This window comes from Peribacillus sp. Bi96 (assembly GCF_918698115.1).
In the GTDB taxonomy this organism is placed as follows: Bacteria; Bacillota; Bacilli; order Bacillales; family DSM-1321; genus Peribacillus.
Map to the genome: position 1 here is coordinate 51589 of NZ_CAKKLV010000006.1, position 19504 is coordinate 71092.

At 39.7% G+C, this 19504-nt stretch carries 22 protein-coding genes and 1 pseudogene; 8 read left to right on the top strand and 15 right to left on the bottom strand.

From position 1 onward, the window contains the following. Nucleotides 1–896: 896 nt before the first annotated feature. A complete protein-coding gene (locus LQ203_RS09700; RefSeq protein ID WP_230157526.1) occupies nt 897–1106 on the top strand; it encodes a DNA-dependent RNA polymerase auxiliary subunit epsilon family protein in 210 nt (69 codons plus the stop codon). A gap of 3 nt (nt 1107–1109) precedes the next feature. Then, nucleotides 1110–2780 (top strand): ribonuclease J1, encoded by a 1671-nt coding sequence (gene rnjA / locus LQ203_RS09705; RefSeq protein WP_230157528.1) that lies wholly within the window; start codon nt 1110–1112, stop codon nt 2778–2780. Here rnjA and LQ203_RS09710 read toward each other — a convergent pair. From LQ203_RS09710 to LQ203_RS09730, 5 genes and pseudogenes are all read right to left on the bottom strand, one after another. Next, nucleotides 2754–2936: pseudogene (locus LQ203_RS09710) on the bottom strand (hypothetical protein); the annotation flags it as partial. The gene rnjA and the pseudogene LQ203_RS09710 overlap by 27 nt on opposite strands. Before the next feature lie 315 nt (nt 2937–3251). Further along, nucleotides 3252–3911, bottom strand: a complete 660-nt coding sequence (locus tag LQ203_RS09715) for a TrkA family potassium uptake protein (RefSeq protein ID WP_230157530.1) — start codon at nt 3909–3911, stop codon at nt 3252–3254. Nucleotides 3912–3978: 67 nt separating this feature from the next. Continuing rightward, the gene (locus LQ203_RS09720; protein WP_230157866.1) at nt 3979–5103 is read right to left on the bottom strand and encodes an N-acetyldiaminopimelate deacetylase; all 1125 of its coding nucleotides are present in this window, start codon (nt 5101–5103) and stop codon (nt 3979–3981) included. A gap of 74 nt (nt 5104–5177) precedes the next feature. After that, nucleotides 5178–5888 (bottom strand): 2,3,4,5-tetrahydropyridine-2,6-dicarboxylate N-acetyltransferase, encoded by a 711-nt coding sequence (dapD, locus tag LQ203_RS09725; protein ID WP_230157532.1) that lies wholly within the window; start codon nt 5886–5888, stop codon nt 5178–5180. Nucleotides 5889–6013: 125 nt separating this feature from the next. Continuing rightward, nucleotides 6014–6898, bottom strand: a complete 885-nt coding sequence (locus tag LQ203_RS09730; protein ID WP_230157535.1) for a LysR family transcriptional regulator — start codon at nt 6896–6898, stop codon at nt 6014–6016. Nucleotides 6899–7010: 112 nt separating this feature from the next. Between LQ203_RS09730 and LQ203_RS09735 the strand changes: the two genes are divergently transcribed. Then, nucleotides 7011–7748 (top strand): sulfite exporter TauE/SafE family protein, encoded by a 738-nt coding sequence (locus LQ203_RS09735; RefSeq protein ID WP_230157538.1) that lies wholly within the window; start codon nt 7011–7013, stop codon nt 7746–7748. 51 nt (nt 7749–7799) lie between these two features. Here LQ203_RS09735 and LQ203_RS09740 read toward each other — a convergent pair whose 3' ends face one another. The 4 genes from LQ203_RS09740 to LQ203_RS09755 form a co-directional block, all read right to left on the bottom strand. Next, nucleotides 7800–9299 (bottom strand): MDR family MFS transporter, encoded by a 1500-nt coding sequence (locus LQ203_RS09740; protein ID WP_230157539.1) that lies wholly within the window; start codon nt 9297–9299, stop codon nt 7800–7802. Between the two features lie 130 nt (nt 9300–9429). Beyond that, the gene (gene cbpB, locus LQ203_RS09745) at nt 9430–9867 is read right to left on the bottom strand and encodes a cyclic-di-AMP-binding protein CbpB (protein WP_230157540.1); all 438 of its coding nucleotides are present in this window, start codon (nt 9865–9867) and stop codon (nt 9430–9432) included. A 123-nt stretch (nt 9868–9990) separates the two neighbouring features. Continuing rightward, a complete protein-coding gene (locus tag LQ203_RS09750; protein ID WP_230157541.1) occupies nt 9991–10137 on the bottom strand; it encodes a hypothetical protein in 147 nt (48 codons plus the stop codon). Nucleotides 10138–10260: 123 nt separating this feature from the next. Further along, on the bottom strand, nt 10261–10500 hold the full coding sequence (locus LQ203_RS09755) for a YkuJ family protein (RefSeq protein WP_034314086.1): 240 nt from the start codon (nt 10498–10500) through the stop codon (nt 10261–10263). 183 nt (nt 10501–10683) lie between these two features. Here LQ203_RS09755 and LQ203_RS09760 point away from each other — a divergent pair, with 183 nt between their 5' ends. Continuing rightward, nucleotides 10684–11643 (top strand): MBL fold metallo-hydrolase, encoded by a 960-nt coding sequence (locus LQ203_RS09760; protein ID WP_230157542.1) that lies wholly within the window; start codon nt 10684–10686, stop codon nt 11641–11643. A gap of 92 nt (nt 11644–11735) precedes the next feature. After that, the gene (locus tag LQ203_RS09765) at nt 11736–11969 is read left to right on the top strand and encodes a glutaredoxin family protein (protein ID WP_061462251.1); all 234 of its coding nucleotides are present in this window, start codon (nt 11736–11738) and stop codon (nt 11967–11969) included. A gap of 102 nt (nt 11970–12071) precedes the next feature. On the opposite strand, the gene LQ203_RS09770 is transcribed toward LQ203_RS09765, so the two are convergent. The 4 genes from LQ203_RS09770 to LQ203_RS09785 all read right to left on the bottom strand — a co-directional run bounded on the left by LQ203_RS09770 (nt 12072) and on the right by LQ203_RS09785 (nt 16293). Further along, nucleotides 12072–12545, bottom strand: a complete 474-nt coding sequence (locus tag LQ203_RS09770; protein WP_230157544.1) for a DUF3993 domain-containing protein — start codon at nt 12543–12545, stop codon at nt 12072–12074. Between the two features lie 185 nt (nt 12546–12730). Then, nucleotides 12731–12958 carry a hypothetical protein gene (locus LQ203_RS09775; RefSeq protein WP_230157546.1) on the bottom strand — a complete coding sequence of 76 codons (228 nt, stop codon included), beginning with the start codon at nt 12956–12958 and terminating at the stop codon, nt 12731–12733. Nucleotides 12959–13032: 74 nt separating this feature from the next. Beyond that, nucleotides 13033–14238: an EAL domain-containing protein gene (locus LQ203_RS09780; RefSeq protein WP_230157548.1), complete on the bottom strand. Its 1206-nt coding sequence runs from the start codon at nt 14236–14238 to the stop codon at nt 13033–13035. Nucleotides 14239–14436: 198 nt separating this feature from the next. Then, nucleotides 14437–16293 (bottom strand): SLC13 family permease, encoded by a 1857-nt coding sequence (locus tag LQ203_RS09785; RefSeq protein WP_230157550.1) that lies wholly within the window; start codon nt 16291–16293, stop codon nt 14437–14439. 163 nt (nt 16294–16456) lie between these two features. Here LQ203_RS09785 and LQ203_RS09790 point away from each other — a divergent pair, with 163 nt between their 5' ends. Continuing rightward, nucleotides 16457–17323 (top strand): metallophosphoesterase, encoded by an 867-nt coding sequence (locus LQ203_RS09790; RefSeq protein ID WP_230157551.1) that lies wholly within the window; start codon nt 16457–16459, stop codon nt 17321–17323. Between the two features lie 170 nt (nt 17324–17493). On the opposite strand, the gene crcB is transcribed toward LQ203_RS09790, so the two are convergent. Both crcB and LQ203_RS09800 read right to left on the bottom strand, forming a co-directional pair. Beyond that, a complete protein-coding gene (gene crcB, locus LQ203_RS09795; RefSeq protein WP_230157552.1) occupies nt 17494–17856 on the bottom strand; it encodes a fluoride efflux transporter CrcB in 363 nt (120 codons plus the stop codon). Next, complete coding sequence (locus LQ203_RS09800; protein WP_230157553.1) at nt 17853–18233, bottom strand: CrcB family protein; 381 nt, start codon at nt 18231–18233, stop codon at nt 17853–17855. Before LQ203_RS09800 ends, crcB begins: the two co-directional genes overlap by 4 nt. Before the next feature lie 119 nt (nt 18234–18352). Here LQ203_RS09800 and LQ203_RS09805 point away from each other — a divergent pair, with 119 nt between their 5' ends. Beyond that, nucleotides 18353–18694, top strand: a complete 342-nt coding sequence (locus tag LQ203_RS09805) for a hypothetical protein (RefSeq protein ID WP_230157554.1) — start codon at nt 18353–18355, stop codon at nt 18692–18694. A 294-nt stretch (nt 18695–18988) separates the two neighbouring features. Then, a complete protein-coding gene (locus tag LQ203_RS09810) occupies nt 18989–19495 on the top strand; it encodes a YkyB family protein (RefSeq protein ID WP_230157555.1) in 507 nt (168 codons plus the stop codon). Nucleotides 19496–19504: the final 9 nt, after the last annotated feature.

Here is a 19504-nt window from a genome sequence, read left to right on the forward strand (position 1 = left end):
ATTGTCATCAAGATAAGTCAAGTAACTCCACCGAATTCCACTCGAAGTTTAGTTTTTTATTCACGAATGAGCATATACTACTCTTATATAGTAGTAACCCTTGACTTCATTTAATGCCTCCCCCTCCTTCTCGCCTCTAAAATCACATTACCAGTAATAATGAGCCTTTTTTTTCAAAAATGGACCAAGTACTTGTAAAGACATATTTACATTATTGAATAATCCTATACAATAATAACTAAGGGAGCGTGATCGCCATGTTAAAAAAGCTTCGTAAAAAGCTTGTTAAACAATGGAAAGATCTTTTAAGAAAAAAATCTATCGCATGATTTGCCATTCATATCCTGCCATGGCCGTCATCCGTATGCGAGTTTTTTTCGGACAGCCCTTCAAAAACTTGCGGAGGGCTTCTTCCTTGTTGTAAAGTTCTTGCTAAGCATTCTTTCTACCTTGGCTTTGTAAATGGCTAAGTGAATACATATTTCTATTTAGAATATGAGCCGTTGTCATTCCATGAAACGCTGTACCCAGTGGTACTATATTAATTATGAAAGAAATCGTTTGCGAAAAAAATGATTTTGTTTAATTAAGGTAAAGTGAGATAAACTGATTTTCGAACGAAAACGAGTAATTAGAAACTTTCTTTGTCGATTTAAGTTTTACACATAGTAAAAACGGATAGGATAGAGGATAGAGGAAGCTGCAATTGGATTGATACCCGAAATTGCCATCTATTTTTTATATACTTAAGACATTGGTATATTGAGTTCATCAAAACCCCTTCCGTTTTTATGGCGGAGCTGGGTTTATTTTTACATGATGTTGAAAAACATGAAAAAATTGTTGTTTTTATATATAATGAAAAAAGCAATGCAAACAAGTGAGGAGAGATTAAAATGGTTTTTAAGGTATACTATCAAGTAACCATAGCAGAGGTTCCCATCAGGGAGAATACTAAAACAATGTTCGTCGAAGGTGAATCCGTTCGTGACGTCCGTTTAAAATTAATAAAAGAACCTTATAATGTCGAAATTGTACTACCTGTAACAGGAGCATATTTAGAATATGAAAAACAAAATGAAGATTACAAAGTATTGGAGCTATAATTTATGAAATTTGTAAAAAATGATCAAACAGCTGTATTCGCCCTGGGCGGTTTAGGCGAAATCGGTAAGAACACATATGCTGTTCAGTTTCAAGATGAGATCATCGTCATTGATGCTGGAATTAAATTTCCGGAAGATGAACTTCTAGGTATTGATTATGTGATTCCAGACTACAGCTATTTAGAGAAAAATGTAGATAAAATTAAAGGTGTTTTCATCACTCATGGCCATGAAGACCATATTGGCGGGATTCCTTATTTACTTAGAAAAGTGAATGTTCCAGTATACGGCGGAAAGCTAGCACTTGGATTGCTTCGTAATAAATTGGAAGAACACGGCCTTTTACGCCAGACGACGATGATTGAGATCAGTGAAGATGAAGTGATTAAGTTCCGGAAGACTTCCGTCTCTTTCTTCCGTACAACTCACAGTATTCCCGATTCATATGGAATTGTTGTAAAAACGCCACCAGGACAAATTGTTCATACTGGTGATTTTAAATTTGATTTTACTCCAGTGGGCGAGCCAGCCAACTTGACCAAGATGGCTGAAATCGGAAAAGAAGGCGTATTGTGCTTACTCTCGGATAGCACAAATAGTGAAGTGCAGAATTTCACTATGTCAGAAAGCCGTGTCGGCGATACCATTCAAGATATTTTCCGCAAGGTGGACGGCCGGATTATTTTTGCCACATTCGCATCGAACATCCATCGTCTGCAACAAGTGGTGGAAGCAGCCGTAGCTAATGGACGTAAAATAGCTGTTTTTGGGCGTAGCATGGATTCTGCCATATCAATTGGCCAAGACCTTGGTTATATCACAGCGCCAAAAGATACATTCATTGATGTACAGCAATTAAATCGTATGCCTGCGAACAAAGTAACCATCCTTTGTACTGGCAGCCAAGGTGAACCAATGGCAGCTCTTTCGCGGATTGCAAATGGCACTCACCGTCAAATTCAAATCATTCCTGGTGATACAGTCGTATTTTCTTCTTCACCTATTCCTGGTAACACAATCAGTGTTTCCAGAACGATTAATCAATTGTATCGCGCTGGAGCAGACGTCATTTCAGGTCCACTGAGTGATATTCATACATCTGGGCATGGCGGTCAGCAAGAACAAAAACTAATGCTTCGTTTGATCAAGCCAAAATTCTTCATGCCAATCCATGGAGAATACCGTATGCAAAAACTTCATGCCCGACACGCAGTCGATTGCGGTGTTCCTGAGGAAAATTGCTTTATCATGGATAATGGTGAAGTACTTTCCTTAAGTGAAAACACAGCACAAATCGCTGGTAAAATTCCTTCGGGTTCGGTTTATATCGATGGAAGCGGCATCGGGGATATCGGTAACATCGTTTTACGCGATCGTCGGATTCTTTCTGAAGAAGGCCTTGTCGTTGTCGTTGTCAGCATAAATATGAAGGAATTCAAAATTGCATCTGGTCCTGACATCATCTCACGTGGATTTGTTTATATGAGGGAATCAGGAGACCTAATTAGCGATGCTCAATCCTTGATCACAAAGCATTTGAATAAAGTGATGGATCGCAAAACTACACAATGGTCTGAAATTAAAAATGAAATTACAGATACTTTGTCTCCATTCTTATATGAAAAAACTAAACGCCGTCCAATGATCCTACCGATCATCATGGAAGTTCAATAAAAAAAAAGGTTTCGGAATGATCTCATTCCGAAACCTTTTTGATTTTATATTGGATTTGAACCAGTTATAGAGAATAGCCTGCATCGACAATTTTTCAAGTCCCAATAAACTAATCCAACGCATACCATGCTTTTCTTTTGCATCTGCGAATACACGATTGAAACGCTCATTATTTTTCACGAACGTACTAAATGAATAAACCATTGATTGGAACGGAGGGTACACGAGACTCCTGCGGGAATTCGCGTCCAAGGGAGACACCTCAGGAGCAAAGGCGCCGAGGGCGGACCGCCCGTGGAAAGCGAGTGCCTGAAGGGGAAATCAACGTTTAAGTCATACAACCTAAAAAAAACTGTAGACAAACTCAATTATTATCGAGCTTGTCTACAGACTATAAGCCCAGCCATCATATAGCTGGACTTTTTATTTTCCTTTAAAGTGAGCGCTGCTCGATTTTAGCAGGACACTTACTTATCCTACAATCTTTTTTTCGAAACGATTGATGTCGGAATCTGCTCCAATGACGATTAAAATATCGCCTTTATGAATTAAATCGTTTGCCTGAGGAGAAACATTGATTTCATTCCCTCTTTTAATCGCGACGATATTCAGCCCGTAGTGGGCGCGGATATCCAGATCAAATATAGAATTGCCATTCATCTTTTGGCTTGCGACAATTTCAACGATGGAATGTTCATCAGAAAGCTCCAAATAATCAAGAATATTGTTGGAGCCCATTTTATGCGCAATCCTTCTCCCCATGTCTCTTTCGGGATGCACGACAAAATCAGCTCCGATTTTACGAAGCACCTTCTCATGATAATCATTCTGCGCTTTTACCGTAACATTTCCGACACCCAATTCTTTAAGTATAAGCGTTGTCAAAATACTCGCCTGAATATTCTCACCGATTGCAACAATGACGTGATCGAAATTACGAATTCCTATGTTTCTCAGCACATTTTCATCAGTGGTATCCCCTACTACGGTATGTGAAGCAATTCTGGCGAATTCATTGACACGATCTTCATCTGCATCGATAGCCAGAACTCCTAATCCTTCTTCAGCTAACGTTCTGACTATACTGCCGCCAAAACGGCCGAGTCCAATCACTGCAAATTCTTTTTTCACAACAAGCCCTCCAACATCATTCGTTCTTTCCTTTTAGCATTATTCAAATTCCAGTAAGGAAAAACATTTAAGCTTCGTTTCCTTTAAACGTTATATAGTTAGTTAAATGATTAATCGCAAGTTCAATGGCATCTTCATCCGGACATAACTTAGCATGGTGCAAACCATATTCTGATGAAACACCTAGCCAAAACATGAAACCCGGAATCTCCTTTAACATATATCCAAAATCTTCACCTGTCATCGCTTCAGTGCAGCGATGCAGATGAACGGAAGATGACTTCTCCGTAAACTCCATGAATTCCTGGGTCAACCGTTCTTCATTATACACCTGGTGGTACATCGCACCATAGTCGATTTCTGCCAGGCATTCATAGCCAACTTGTATGCCGTCGACAAGCGCTTTTATTCTCGACTTGACCTTTACCATCGATTCTGGATTAAGCGTGCGTACTGTGCCCTCTAACCTCGCTGTCTCGGCAATAATATTTTGAACGGTTCCTCCAGTAATCTTCCCAACTGTAATGACAGCTGAATCAAGTGGATTGACATTCCGGGAAACGATGGTTTGGAGCTGCCCGACAAGCGAACAGGCAGCAATGACCATATCCTTTGTTTCATGTGGGTAAGCTGCATGCCCCCCTTTACCTTTCAAATCGATGAATAATTCAGATGTATTGGCAAATAAAAGCCCTTCTTTAACGGCGATCGTTCCAACTGGATACTCTGGAGCAATATGCAAGGCGAGAATCATATCCGGTTTCCATTTTTTCATGGTATCCGATTTCAGCATCGGTTCAGCTCCGCCAGGTCCTTCTTCGGCCGGCTGGAAAATGAATAATAAGTCATCATCGATCGGGTTCTCGGTGAAATAGGTTAATAACCCCAGACCGATGCTCATATGAAAATCATGACCGCAGGCATGCATATATTCTTCATGGGTGGATGCAAAAGGCAATCCGGTTTCCTCTTTAATCGGCAGACCATCTATATCAGCTCGGTAGCCAATTGTTTTCCGCGGGTTCCTTCCCTTCACTTTCACGAATATCCCTGTTCGCCAAGTTTCTATCTCGATACGCTCCGAGGCTAAATTCGTTATGTAATTCAATAGATATTGCTGAGTCTTGAATTCCTTAAATCCTATCTCCGGAATTTGATGCAAATCACGCCGGATCTCGGCAAATGGATTTATTTTCACATTATTCCCTCCCTATACAGAAAGCGTGGATAAGATTATCCACGCTTTTGACAATATTCACGTAAGAATTAAAGTTGACGAAGTTCTTGCATGATCTCTGTTTTTGACTTGGTTTTTTCATCAATTTGTTTAATGACCTTTGCCGGGATACCAGCAGCCACAGAGAATGGAGGAACATCTTTTGTTACAACGGCACCGGCCGCTACAACTGAACCTTGACCGATTTTCACTCCTTCAAGTACGACCGCATTAGCTCCGATCAAAACATCGTCTTCCAAGATGACCGGTTGTGCGGAAGGAGGTTCGATAACACCTGCTAAAACTGCACCAGCACCTACGTGACAGTTTTTACCTACTGTTGCACGTCCGCCAAGTATTGCATTCATGTCAATCATTGTACCTTCACCAATGACAGAGCCAATATTGATTGATGCACCCATCATGATCACTGCGTTGTCACCAATCGATACTTGGTCACGGATTATAGCGCCAGGCTCGATACGAGCTTTGATGCCTTTTAGGTCCAATAAAGGAATGGCAGAGTTACGGCGATCGTTTTCTACTACATAATCCTCGATTTTAGTTCCCGCAGCCTTGATTGCCTCTTCGACATCAGACCATTCACCGAATACCACACCTGTATTCCCTGTAATGAAAGTTTTAGAAGCCGGACCAAAATCCATGCCTTCTAAATCACCTTTGACATATACCTTTACTGGTGTCGATTTCTTACTATTTGAGATAAAAGCAATAATCTCGTTTGCATCCATTTTATTCATTCCGGGTAAAACCTCCTAAATATGTATCATTACTCGTTTTAAATTTAACAGACAACTGCCTGCAAGACAAGCTGAATGTCACGACAATATATTATTCTGCCCTATTGACATTGGCTTCATCGGACCTATAACATTCCTTGGTCGCGAATGTGTTCTTTCACCACTTCAGTGAATGCTTGGACTTGTTTTAACTGGAAAGCAGATTCATAGCCGCAAAGCCATGTATCCCGTTCTATAGAATGGTTATGCTCATCTAAAAGTGGGATTTTAAAAATATTCGTATCTTTATCATGCAAAGTGATGGCAGGCAGGATCGCATAACCTATACCATTGAACACCATTTGTTTGCACGTTTCGATTTGATCCACGACGATGGTGTTTTTTGGTGTCGTTTTAAATTGCCGATGCCACCAGTCCTGAATTTCCTGATAATAATTCGAGTCACTTTTAAATTGAATGAATGGCCGGTCCGTTTCGAACACCTGATTCAATTCCTTCATTTCAGTATCGACCAAATAAAGCATATCTGTAAACAAATGCTGTTTTACCCCTTTCCAATCCGGGGCTCCCCTTATGATGCCAATATGTACTTGGCCTTCATACAAAGACTTTAAAATCTCACTGCTCCAGCCTGTGATTAAAGAAATTTTGGCATACGGATATTTTTGGACAAACTTTTTCAATACTTGTGGCAGCCAGTTTTGACCGACAATCGAAGCACAGGCAATTTTCAAAGTGCCATATACTTCATGATCCATGGCTTGGATACTTTCCCTTACTTTTTCTTCTTTTTCGATTACCTCATTGGCCAAACGAATCACCGCTTCTCCTGCAGGCGTCAACGATAGTCCTTTTTGTGAACGAAGAAACAGCTTCGAGCCCCAATCCTTTTCTATTGATTGTAAACGCTGTGATAACGCCGGTTGGGAAACGAACAACCGCTCAGCAGCTTTTCTCATATTCATTTCCTGAGCAAGTACGGATAATAAATGAAATTCTGAAAACGACATATACACCAGCCTCTTGATAATTAATTCTTATGATGATGATTTAAATTATTTAAATTTAATTATCAACAAAGTCCGCTTATAATACAAGGGAAAAGAAAAGGAGTGATATCCATTGACGATCATTTTATTGCTGGTCATCAGTTTTGCAGCATCCTTTGTAGGCACCTTGGCTGGCAGCGGCGGTCTTATTGGCATGCCATCTCTCCTATTGATAGGGTTACCGATCCACCAGGTTATTGGTTCCGTCAAGTTTTCGAATATGTTTTCTTCTTTTTCCAGTTTTTATATTTTATTCAAGAAAAAACAGTTAAAACTGAAGGATGCACTCAAATTGATCCCCTTTGCCTTACTCGGTGGTTTTTGTGGTGGTCTGCTTGCTAATTCATTCTCTGAAAAGATGATGAATTTGTTAGCCATCTGCCTTTTGTCGATCGCTTTGATCATGAACTTCATCAAGAAACCAAAACCCTCTACTGAACCGATTTGGCACCTTCCAAAAAGAGTGTATCCATCCCTATTCGGAATCAGTGTTTACGACGGAATGTTCGGACCAGGACAGGCCACCATGCTTATGTATACCTTTTTAAGAAATGGAGCCACTTACCTTCAATCCCTGGCCTTTACCAGATTTCAAACTTTCATCAGCTGTACAGCTGCATTTATCACCTATTTCATTGCCGGTAACATCGCATGGGAGATTGCCATTTATTACACGATCGGTTCCCTTATCGGATCACAGCTAGCCTTACGTGTGGCTCAGAAAATTTCTACTCGACAGTTGAAATTCATTTTACATATGGTCACGATCGCCTTATTGATTCAATTGATCATCCGCGTCGTATTTCCTTAACAAAAGAAGTAAAGGCGAGCTCTTTTATTAGACTGCCTTTTTCTCCTTTCGCTAATGATTCTTTCTTAGTCTCGTTAGTAATATGAAGCTGATTACAGAGAAGATTAGAACGATGATATAAATCGTCTGTAGAGACAGGGTGAGTCCTTCCTGTAAAACCTTTACTACATCTTCAGGAAGCAACCTGCGTTCTTCACTGTTCAACAGTTTATTTGCCGTATCAATCGTCACCCCCGAGCCTGCTGGTGCGTGCTCGTTTAAATAGGCTTGAAGTCTCGTATTCATGATTCCTCCAAGTAAAGCAGCGCCTACCGTATTTCCTAAATTACGCATGAACATATTAGATGCTGTCGCAATCCCCCTGCGTTCCCAGCTGACAGTTTTCTGAATGACGACTAGGAATGAAGTCGAAGTCAATCCCATCCCCACTCCCACAAAGAAAGATCCCATGGCAGCCATAATCGGCCCTGCTTCTGGCTTCATCCATACTAGTATTATGCTCCCAAGGATCAATGCCCCCCCTCCAAGCAGTGAAGTCGATTTGAAACCTATTTTCATCAATAACCTGCCTGAAATCATCGATGCGATTGGCCAGCCAATTGACATGGCCGTCAATGTAAAACCAGCTACAGTTGGCGAACGTTCCATCACACCCTGAACGAATGTTGGAAGAAAACTCGACAATCCAATCATCATTATCCCAGTTGTCAGAGAAACAAGATTTGCGATCAAGATGGAGCGCTCCTGCCAGATTTCAAATGGCATCATCGGTTCGGCTGCTTTCTTTTCCTGAAGAATAAACATAATAAAGGCGATGATGACCACTGATACTAAGGAAATGACCGGAGTTGAAGCCCATGGCCATTTTACCCCTCCTTCTACAAGGATCACCATAAGAGTAGATATGGATAAAGTCAGTAGCGTCGCACCCAGGTAATCGATCTCACGTTTTTTCTTTTCGATATTTTCGTGAAGGAAAAGCCAAATCCCAATAAAAGATAGTAAGCCCAGAGGTATATTCACCCAGAATACAAGCTTCCAAGTAAGGGACTCAACAAGCAAGCCGCCTAAAGCCGGCCCCATGACCGCAGAAATGCCCCATACACTTGATAGATACCCTTGAACGCGTGCCCGCTCTTCATTTTTATAGATATCACCTACAATCGTGGAAGCTACAGGAGCTACAGCCCCCGCCCCAAAGCCTTGTACGAAGCGATAAATAATGAGTTCAGTCATGGAATTGGCAATGCCACAAAGAAGGGAGCCAATTAAGAAAACAACGATTCCGAATAATAAAACAGGTTTTCTCCCCAAAATATCGGATAACTTTCCATATATCAAGACTGTCACGGCATTCATTAACAAATAACCTGAAAACACCCAGCTGTAAAGAGAAAAACCTCCCAAATCACTTACAATCGCCGGCATGGCTGTCGAAACGATCGTTCCTTCAATAGCATTCATAAACATAGCCAACATGATGGCAGCTAAAATGAATGGACGTTTCAATTTTTTATTCTGTACTTTTGTACGATCCACTGCTTGTACCAATTTTCGCATCCTTTCCAAATTTGCAATAGCAGTTTATAGGTTTTACCTACACCTGGAATAAATATGTAAAAAAAGAAAACTCGCCAATTGGCGAGTCGTGAGGTTACCCATAATGTTTAGCCATGCATATTCATTCAGCTGTATTTTGTTTAAATACCTTTTTCAAGATTGCTCTTCTCGTTAAGATACCTTCAAATACATGATCGTCATTCTCCACACAGACAAAAGGATGATCTATTAACAATTCCACACCCTTAGTCAATGTATCCTCAATATGCAGGCGAGGTATGTCTATATTCATTATTTCCGAAACTTTTTTATTCTCAAGATTATCAAATTCAATTCGTTCCAGTCCCAAGATTGAATCAAGAATGACTGGTGTGCTAATTAAGCCATGCAATTTATACATCGGATCTAAAACAGGAATGGCCGTATATCCACTCTTTGTCAATACCAATAGCGCATGTTCTAAATTATTGGTTACCTGCACGTGGGCCACGCGTTCAGAAGAAATCATTAAATCTTTAACGCTGGATTCCAATAAATCCCCATCATGAGTACCGATCATGTTAAAACCCCTTACCATATGTTTTTATATACAGCTCTTTCTATAGTTTAACATATGTAAGCAGAAAAGGCTCATTCCTAGACCAATAAAAATCCCAAACTGTGGGATTTTCGCAAGAGATCCTTATCCCTTACTAGTTTTAATGTTAACCTGTTTAAAACCGCATTCCGGGCATTGATAAATCACATTTTGGTTGGATTGTGCCGTCAATACATGTTCCATTTCCCTTTCCTCACCGCAAGCAGGGCATATTACCATTGGATTTTTCATTTACATCCCTCCAATTAATAAGATGTCGTTAAAATCACTTCTTCATTCAAAAAGTGAAAAGGGAACGGCTTCATATAAAATAAAAAGCCGCTTCCAAAAGGAAGTCGGCTTTTCGTGATTTTTTTAGGATTGAAGAAGATCAAAGATTTCAATGGTAATCATATCAATATTATCGAATTGATATTTTGATGATTTCCCTTTATCACTGTATACTTCAAGCTCGAACATTTCTGTTTTGCTGAAATATGTAACTTGGCACTTTTTCACACCATCTATTTCAAAAAAACGTTGAGCAGATTCAGATTCCTTTGCTTGCTCTTGAAGACTTTTCAATCTGGTAAGAATGCCCTGTAATTGAGACATACTCCCTCTCCTTTCTGAATAAAACCTTTTCGATAGGTTTCACTATACCACACTTTTCTATCCAGTATCCACGCTGAAATAAATTCAGAATAATTTAAAACTTCATTCTTTACATGGCACTATTAACAGAATAAAATAAGGAATGGATTTTGTACATGAAAAATTTTCTGGAGGTAGATTCCATTGCAAAACATTAGTGAACTTGGTTATCGCATTTCTTTAATTGACGGTTTTGATTTGGATAGAAGAAATCGAACAGGAACATATGTAATTGCAGATACAGACATCACTTTAGTTGAAACTTCCGCCAGCCCTTCCATCCCCCATTTAATAAAAGGGCTAAATGAGCTGGGAATCGCCCTCGAGGATATTACATCTATCATTCTTACCCATATTCATTTGGACCATGCAGGTGGAGCTGGACTTTTTTTACAACATTGCCCGAACGCCAAAGTGATCGTTCATCCAAAAGGAGCAAGGCATCTTGAAGATCCAACACGTTTGATCGCAGGGGCCAAAGCTGTCTATGGCGAAGAATTCAACGAGCTATTCAATCCGATTTTACCTATACCATTTGAAAGAATGATGACTAAACATGATAGGGAAACCCTACAAATCAGCGATAATTCCTCGTTGATTTTTTATGACACCCCAGGGCACGCAAACCATCATTTAAGCATTTACGATTCCGTTTCTAAAGGGATATTTTCAGGTGACACCGTAGGTATCTACTATCGTGAACTCGATGATGACGGTTTGGAATTTTATTTACCATCCACATCACCAAATCAATTTAATCCTGAAGCAATGCTTGCCGCAGCAAAATTGTATGAAAGCCTCGGCGTCGAGCGGATATATTTTGGCCATTACGGAGTGTCGGAAAATCCAAATGAAGTATATAAACAGCTTCATTACTGGTTGCCTAAATTCGTCGAGACTGCAAAATCGGCATATAGGGATTATAACTCCTTTGAGGAACAGGTCGCAGCAACCAGTAAAAATCTTTTCACGGAGGTCACGGTTCATTTAGGGGAAAAAGGAATTACATCTGACCATCCTGTTTTTGAAATCATCGCCATGGACTTAAAGGTTTGTTCCATGGGATTGATAGATTATCTGGTAAAACAGGACAGTAAAAAGTAGAATAGTCTTCAAGTTTTTTTCCTATTCAAATGTCTTGGCTTTCTCTATAATGAGAAAGTAAACCATACCTAAAGCAAACATGGAGGAATGAAATGAAAGACGTTACGCTTTATACCCAGCCTGATTGCCCTCCCTGCAAAATCATGAAAATGTTCTTTGATGATAATAATGTCGTATACAAAGAAAAAGATATTAAAGCAGATGGACATGCACGTAAAGAACTAACGAATAAATATGGCGCTTATTCCACACCAACGGTCGTCATCGATGGGAAAGCCATTATTGGGTTTGAACTTGACGAAATAAAAAAGGAACTGAATATATAACAAAAAGTCTAGAGAAGGCTACCCTCCTCTAGACTTTTTGTTTTCGCTCTCCATGTTCTCAACTTTGACGGGCTTCCCTTTAAAAAACCTCATTTCATTTTTTCACTTTTCATACTTTACGTTATTTACCTTCCAAACACCATTTTCTTTTTTCAATGTCACTGATTCAACATGTTTTTCCATTGATACAGGGCCGTCCCCAGATTCTTGGAATTCTTCCTGAACATAAATGAATTCTCCATTTTTCCCATATACAACTTCTGTATTCTCATCGTAACTGAAAAATGGGATATAATAGGGTGCAAAATCCGATCCAAATGCAGTATACCCGCCATCGACTTTCACTACATTAGCTTGAACAAACTTTTCGATGAAATCATCTGTGAAATGTTTATCCAACTTCCCTTTAATCGCCTCTTTCGTCCGTATTTCCTCACTGATCGAGCCTTGATTATCCATTGCATCTTGCACTAAAGAAAGTACTTCCTCTCTATGTAGGCCCTCCGCTGAAGCTGTGAACCCGCCTCCTAAAAAAAGAAGAACACTGGCTAGACATGCAACTAAATATTTACTCATTCCTATCAGCTCCTAGTTATAGTATTTATCTCCTAATGGTTCCTATTACTGCCTATGTATTTCAATACCCGTCCAGAACAAAGCCAAACTACAAAATGCCAATGTCTTATGAGATCCTGCTACAGATGATTTTTCTTCACAATAAAAAAAGAAGATTCCATGGAAGTGAAATCTCCTTCTTACATTTATTGAAATGCATAGTAAAAAATAAAACCGGCAACCAAAATCGTTCCAACAAAAAGAGAAACGAATACCGGGTTTTTTAAATAAGGGTGTTCCTTAACAGAATCATCAAGAGTTGAATCATATCTCGCTTTCACTTTCTGTGCCCTTGCTACTGAATAAGTATAATAGAGCAAATATAAAGCCGTGATTGTTACGATTATGAGTAATATCCAAATGTAGGTGCTCAAAATATGTCTCCTCCAAGCGCGTCATTTCTGCTTATCGTTACACATTTCGAGCGATTATATGCATGGATGTTTTTCTATAAAAGTGCGTCATTTTCATATAAATAACTATAAGAAAGATCAAAGAAAATGTATTCCTTATTATTAAGAGGATATGAAAAGGTCCTGATGGTTTCGCCCGATTCGATATCACTATATAAATCGGATAAAATTCCTTTTTTCTCATTGCGCATCTTTACTATATTTTCGAGAAAATAAGGTCTCCAGCTCCAATTTTTATTCATATAACTCGGTTGGACTAACCATTGCCCGTCCTTTTGAAGGATATTGGGTGATTTTTGATACCCCTCTTCATCACAAATATAAAGACGAAAACATATGGAATCCAACTTTTTCGCTAAAATACCGATAAACTCTTCATGGGAACCTACACTCTTTTGCTGCTTTAAGAAGGTTTGCATATTTTCATTGAATTGCAAAGTCTTTTGATAAACGGCTTCAAGCTTCTTGGTTTCAAGTGAAATGAAGGACTGACATTCTTGATGGAACTTTTCACGAAGTAAATCTTTATTAATGAACTCGCCTGCCGGTTTCGCCAAAAAATACCCTTGATAATACCGTCCCCCGTTCTTCCATGCAAAGCGAAGCTGGTATTCGGACTCAATGTTCTCAAATAGTAAATTTGCGCCGATTTTACGTGCAAGCATGCTTAGAGAAAACAAGATGACCTGATAGGCATCTCCACCAGAAATGCGAAGCTGGTCCAGGTTAACTTTTAAAATATTCGGGGAAATCTGCGCAATTCGGTCCAATTGCGTATCTTGTCCTAAATGATCGAAAGCTATTTTAATACCATATGTTTTAAAATAAGCGAGCACATGCTGTAAAGGATCAAAGTTCTCCGGACTGATTGTGTCTGATAATTCCAGCACAATCCGGTGCATTTCCTCAGGTTGAAAATGACGATGTAAAATCTCCATGAATTCCTCGCCATGATCCAGCATAAGCAAATTTGGATCTCTGTTAATAAATATAAGAAAATCTTCACCATAGTCTTTTATTCTTTCCAAGGCTATTTCAAGAACGTAATTATCCACTTCCACCCTATACTCTTCGGGCACAGTAGAATCGTGAAAAAAAGAGCCAAGGCTTTTATATTCAGATTGTTCCTCGTAGCGCCCTAAAATTTCATATCCGATTACCTGATGTTGATCTGCACTGAAAATCGGTTGAAAGAATGGTGTCACCCTGTCTAAATTCTTTAATATCTTTTCTGTATCCATGATGCATCTTCCCCCTAATTACGAAACACACATATGAAAAATTATACCATTAGTTTCTAGCATTGATAATAAATAATTTAAATTCCTATACTATACATCTTTTTTCAGCCCTTTAAAAATTCCTCCATCAACCACTCCTCTTAATGAATCTCTCATGGAAAAAGGCATTGTCCACAAATGGAACAATGCCTTTAGCTTTCAGAAAGGGAAGAACCATGGAATCGTGATGACCATGATAACGCCAATGAAGATCTGTATGGATATCCCGATCATGATGAAATCCTTATACTTGTAATCACCAGCTGTCATGACAAGAGCGTTGGTTGTGGCAACCCTAGGTGTGGATAACGCCAAACTGCCAGCAACAGCAAGGCATAGAAACACAGGAAGAGGATCGATTCCTTGATTTACTGCGGATGTCAGGGCAATGGGCGTCATGATAACCACCGCCGCTCCATACGGGATGAATTGACTCAGGATCAGTGTCAGGAGATAAAAGACGGCTAATGTACCATGTGCCCCGATATTACTGAATATAACGGCAAGCCAATCACTTATCATTCTCACACCACCCGTATTATCAAGGGCAGCCGTAATTCCAAACATAGATGCAATTAATAAAACAGGTTCCCAGTTAATCTTTTGGTATGCATCTTCCATTGAACGGACACAGCCTGTGATCACCATCAACAATGCGGCCGTCAATACCGATAGCATAGCAGGGATGGATTCGATCGACAAAAGAACGACCATCAATGCAGTGATGCCCAAAGCAATCCATGCTTTGCCCTTTGATTGGACAGGTGAGCCATCCTCCGAGGTACTTCCAATAACGATGACGTCCTGCAAATCAGAGGAAATCCTTTCAATGTTCTCCCATTCTCCATGTATCAGGATTGCATCGCCGGGTTTTAGTCGTTCCGTCCCGACATCCGCTTGAATATATTCACCATTGCGATTGATCGCAAGCACATTACATTGGTATTTCTCTCGGAAATGTACATCGATCAAGGTTTGATTTTCATAATCGGAATTCGGAACGATCAATATTTCCGTCAAACCAAATCTACTGCTAAGAAAATGTTTTTTTATTTGTTCTGTATTGAAATGTTTGAACTCCAGTTCATAGTTAAGTGCCAATCTCTCAACAGCTTCTTCTTCTCCAAACACCAAAATGATATCATCAGGATGCAGCACTTCATCCGCTCTTGCTGAAATCGTCAGCTGTCTTTGCAACAGCGGCAACTGCTTATCCTTTGGCTTCCGCTGAATTTCAATTAAAGTCAATTCATACTGGATAGGTAGCTGAAGATCCGACAGCCTTTCTCCCACAATATCGGAAGAGGCGGGTATATGCAGATAGTGCAATCGATCATACACTTTATACATGCCGGCAAGCTCTCCTGCCGACAATCCCTTGACACTATTGTTCGCGGCAATCGTTTTCTCCGGCAGCAACAGGCGGCCAAGTGTCAACATGAAGAATAAACCTGCTGCAAAAGCAATTAAGCCGATTGGTGTAAAGTCAAAAAATGATAATGTAACGATACCGTTTTGCCTTAAAACATCAGCAACGATCATATTGGAGGGCGAACCAGTAAGTGTTAATAGTCCGCCAATACTGCTCGCATAGGCAAGAGGCAATAAATACCTTGTCGGACTTGTTTTTTGTCGTAAAGCCATGCTCATAACAAGTGGAAGCAGAATGGAAACAATTCCTGTGCCGCTTAAAAATGCACTTAATATTCCAGCCGTCAGCATGACGATAAGCAGCGATTTCCATTCACTGCCCCCACATAAACCTAACAACTTATTTCCTGCCTTTTCCACGATTCCTGTATTTAACAGGCCGGCACCTACGATAAATAGTCCTGCCAGCATAATTACCACTTGATTCGCAAAAGCGGCCACAAGTTCATCCAATGTAAGTATTCCAAGTAACCCTAGTATGGATAGTGCACTAAGTGCAATTAAATCAGCGCGAAATTTTCCTTGTATAAAAAGCGCAATAGCGCATAGAAGTATAATCAGTGTAATAAACATTGGTTCGGTCATCATGTTACCTCCGTATAGATGTTCAATTTCAAACCGGATAAGGTTTCATTAAACACCAGTTTACATGTTTTGCATATGCGTATAGAAGCTATTTTCTTCATTTTATGTATATTGTTTGTTAGTATGAGGAAGTAACATTTTATTATTAGATAGGTTGATTAATTTGAATAAACACATATCCAGAAGAACATTTCTAAAAAAAAGCCTCGGTGCATTGGCTACCGTAACGGGTTTAGGTATTGGCGGAAACTATTATGCCCATAATTTGGAGCCTAAGTGGTTAGAAACCAAGCATATGGTAATCAGCCATCCTCTTATCCCTAAAGGTTTTCATGGCATGAAAATGATCCAATTCAGTGATACGCATTTAGGCTTTCAATTTCAGCTTAAAGATTTACAAGCAATTGTCAATAAGATAAACCAACTGGATCCGGATGTTATTTTATTTACCGGAGATTTAATGGACCAGCCTAACAAATATGAGTCTCAACAGAAAATCCCTTCTGTTTTGAATCAGCTCAAAGCGCCACTTGGAAAGTTCAGCATCTACGGTAACCACGATCATGGGGGATATGGCTCTGAAATTTACAGCGATATCATGAAGAAATCCCACTTTACCATGTTGCAAAATACCTCCACCAAGATTTCCTTATTAACGGCTGAAGAAATATTCGTAGCAGGTATTGATGATGCAATGCTTGGAAAACCCGATTTTGAAAAAGCCCTTGAAGGCATTCCAGAAGAAGCGTTTACCATTATGCTCTCACATGCCCCTGACCTAGCGGACACATCAAGTACTTACGATATCCAGTATCAAATAAGCGGTCACAGTCATGGTGGACAAGTACAAATTCCGTTCGCCGGAGCCCTTGTAACACCCCCATACGCTGAAAAGTACCGTGAAGGCACGTATGAAATTGATTCGTTAACGTTACATGTTAATAGAGGTCTTGGCACTACCCGTCTTCCATATCGCTTTCTTTCACGCCCTGAGTTAACGGTTTACGAATTCAAGGCAGAAAAAAGATAGGAAAAGAACACAGGGGAAAACTGCCAGACTTATTAACAAAACCTGTGCAACGAAAAACAACTTGTTTCCATGTATCATTTTATAATGGATTCTTAAGAATTATAGCATTAGAAGTATAATTGAGAAAACCAGGTTTTATTTACCAATGATCGGTGGAAAGTGGGACTAGGTTATACCATACTTAAGTAACCACACAGAAAAGTGCCGATACAACCTAAAACCGACACCGTTACATAGATAAGGCTATCTATGTAACGGTGTTTTCCAATAAGTTCGAGTGTTTCCATACTGAATGTGGAAAAGGTCGTAAAGGCTCCGAAGAAACCTATTGCCACAAATGCTTGTAAAGAGAAAGCCCAGCTTTCTTCCTTAGGAAAGACAATTCCCAAACCGAAAGAACCAATAAGGTTAATCAGTAAAATACTAATAGGTATTGAACCAGCTGGCAATAGCCTATTAAAAATATTCTGTAAAACATACCTAGAGGCAGCACCAAAAAAGCCTCCGATAAAAACTGATAGAACAGAAATCAAAGGGTCTCACCTCTCCGTCTATTAAAAAGGCCCAGTCCAAGAAATCCTGCAACCAAACCAAATAAAAGCGTGGCCCCAAGATACAGACCTGCATATAGCATCGATGTCTGTAGTAAATTCACCATTTCTTGGGAAAACGTAGACATCGTAGTGAAACCTCCACAAAACCCGCTGCCCCATGCTAAAAAAATAAGCGATTTCTTTTTCGAGGCGAAATAGCCGTTTATCAATCCAAGTAAAAAGCTGCCTACTATATTTATTAAGAGGGTACCAAACGGGAAGAAGGAATGGTCAGTCGTCAAGATTATGCAATAACGCAATAAAGCTCCCACTGCTCCTCCAATACCAACGGCAAAAATGCTTTTAAACCGGCCCATTGTAGTCACCTCAAATTTTTCTCACAAGTAGATTCATTATAACAGATTAAGATGAAACAGGCTCTTTTCGAAAAAAAAACCATACTATATAAAGAATTTGAAAAAAAAGGAGGCTAATTATGCAAACACAGTATTTTCCTTACTACCACTATCCACAAACCATAATGCTCCAGAACGAATATAGAAATGCATATAGGAATGAATATGATCCAGAATATTGGAATGACGAGCGATTCTTTCCTTTCTTTCCTCTATTAGCGCCTGTAGCATTTGTTGCAGGGTTAGCTATTGGACCATTGTTATTCAATAACCGTCCACCATTCTATGCGCCATACCCTCCATACCCGCCCGCTTACCCTCCTTATCCTGCTTACCCTCCATATCAAGGTTTTCAGGGCTCCCCCCAACAATTCGGCGCACAGGCTGGAGTTTCTGAAAATATCAATATATACAATCGATAAGGAACGGATAGAAGGCGAAGGCGTCATTCAACGCCTTCTTTTTCTTTTCCAAAAAGGTGTCTGATTGAAATTTACTTTCTTATATATTTTGAAGTGGTATAATATGAAATGCATAGATGGTAAAGTGTTGGGAAATGATTGACATACCGAAGAGATGTACATGCATTTATATTTTTTACGATAATCAGCCAAAGTAGCACATCCGTCTCTATATCAATCAATATAAAAACAGGTATTTATTGAAGGAAGGCTTCATCGTTCCTTCTAACCTTATTAAGAAAAGGAGTTTCCACAATGAACCAAACGAAAGGACATTCTGAAAGGGATGAGTTTTCGATTAATTCCCTTGCCCAAGCCGTGTTTATTGTTAACAAACATGCAAAGACTGCGTTGGAGCCTAAAAATTTATATAATTTAAAAAGGCTCGCATTAAGCAAGCTTATGCAAGAAGGAAAAGCGAAGAAGATTGGACTTCATTTCTCTGATAACCCTCGGTTTGCAGCACAACAATCCGACGTGATTGTAGAATGCGGATCATATGTTTTTCATCTACCTCCCACTAAGGAAGATTTGAAAAAACTACCCCACCTCGGCAGCCGGGCAGCATCCATACGGAACCCTAAAGCTGCGTTGTCTTTATCCAAGGCAAAACAAATCCTCCAATCTTACGTTGGACAAGCTGGTGAAAAGCAACCGAACTCCACCAAAACCGAGAAAAGGGCTTACGGACGCAGTTCTGTCAAGCAACCTTTTCACAATCCCTTCCCATCCTCGTTTTTGGGAAAAGGTTCCAAGTATTAAGGATAAATT

What these genes read in the sequence shown, in the direction of transcription:
- LQ203_RS09730 (WP_230157535.1), bottom strand. Translation starts at nt 6,898, where the DNA reads ATGTCGTTTTCAGAATTTCATTTATTATCCGTACTTGCTCAGGAAATG.
- dapD (WP_230157532.1), bottom strand. Translation starts at nt 5,888, where the DNA reads ATGAATAAAATGGATGCAAACGAGATTATTGCTTTTATCTCAAATAGT.
- LQ203_RS09805 (WP_230157554.1), top strand. Translation starts at nt 18,353, where the DNA reads ATGCAAACACAGTATTTTCCTTACTACCACTATCCACAAACCATAATG.
- LQ203_RS09700 (WP_230157526.1), top strand. Translation starts at nt 897, where the DNA reads ATGGTTTTTAAGGTATACTATCAAGTAACCATAGCAGAGGTTCCCATC.
- rnjA (WP_230157528.1), top strand. Translation starts at nt 1,110, where the DNA reads ATGAAATTTGTAAAAAATGATCAAACAGCTGTATTCGCCCTGGGCGGT.
- LQ203_RS09755 (WP_034314086.1), bottom strand. Translation starts at nt 10,500, where the DNA reads ATGTCTCAATTACAGGGCATTCTTACCAGATTGAAAAGTCTTCAAGAG.
- LQ203_RS09780 (WP_230157548.1), bottom strand. Translation starts at nt 14,238, where the DNA reads ATGGATACAGAAAAGATATTAAAGAATTTAGACAGGGTGACACCATTC.
- LQ203_RS09765 (WP_061462251.1), top strand. Translation starts at nt 11,736, where the DNA reads ATGAAAGACGTTACGCTTTATACCCAGCCTGATTGCCCTCCCTGCAAA.
- LQ203_RS09750 (WP_230157541.1), bottom strand. Translation starts at nt 10,137, where the DNA reads ATGAAAAATCCAATGGTAATATGCCCTGCTTGCGGTGAGGAAAGGGAA.
- LQ203_RS09800 (WP_230157553.1), bottom strand. Translation starts at nt 18,233, where the DNA reads ATGGGCCGGTTTAAAAGCATTTTTGCCGTTGGTATTGGAGGAGCAGTG.
- LQ203_RS09785 (WP_230157550.1), bottom strand. Translation starts at nt 16,293, where the DNA reads ATGACCGAACCAATGTTTATTACACTGATTATACTTCTATGCGCTATT.
- LQ203_RS09810 (WP_230157555.1), top strand. Translation starts at nt 18,989, where the DNA reads ATGAACCAAACGAAAGGACATTCTGAAAGGGATGAGTTTTCGATTAAT.
- cbpB (WP_230157540.1), bottom strand. Translation starts at nt 9,867, where the DNA reads ATGATCGGTACTCATGATGGGGATTTATTGGAATCCAGCGTTAAAGAT.
- LQ203_RS09770 (WP_230157544.1), bottom strand. Translation starts at nt 12,545, where the DNA reads ATGAGTAAATATTTAGTTGCATGTCTAGCCAGTGTTCTTCTTTTTTTA.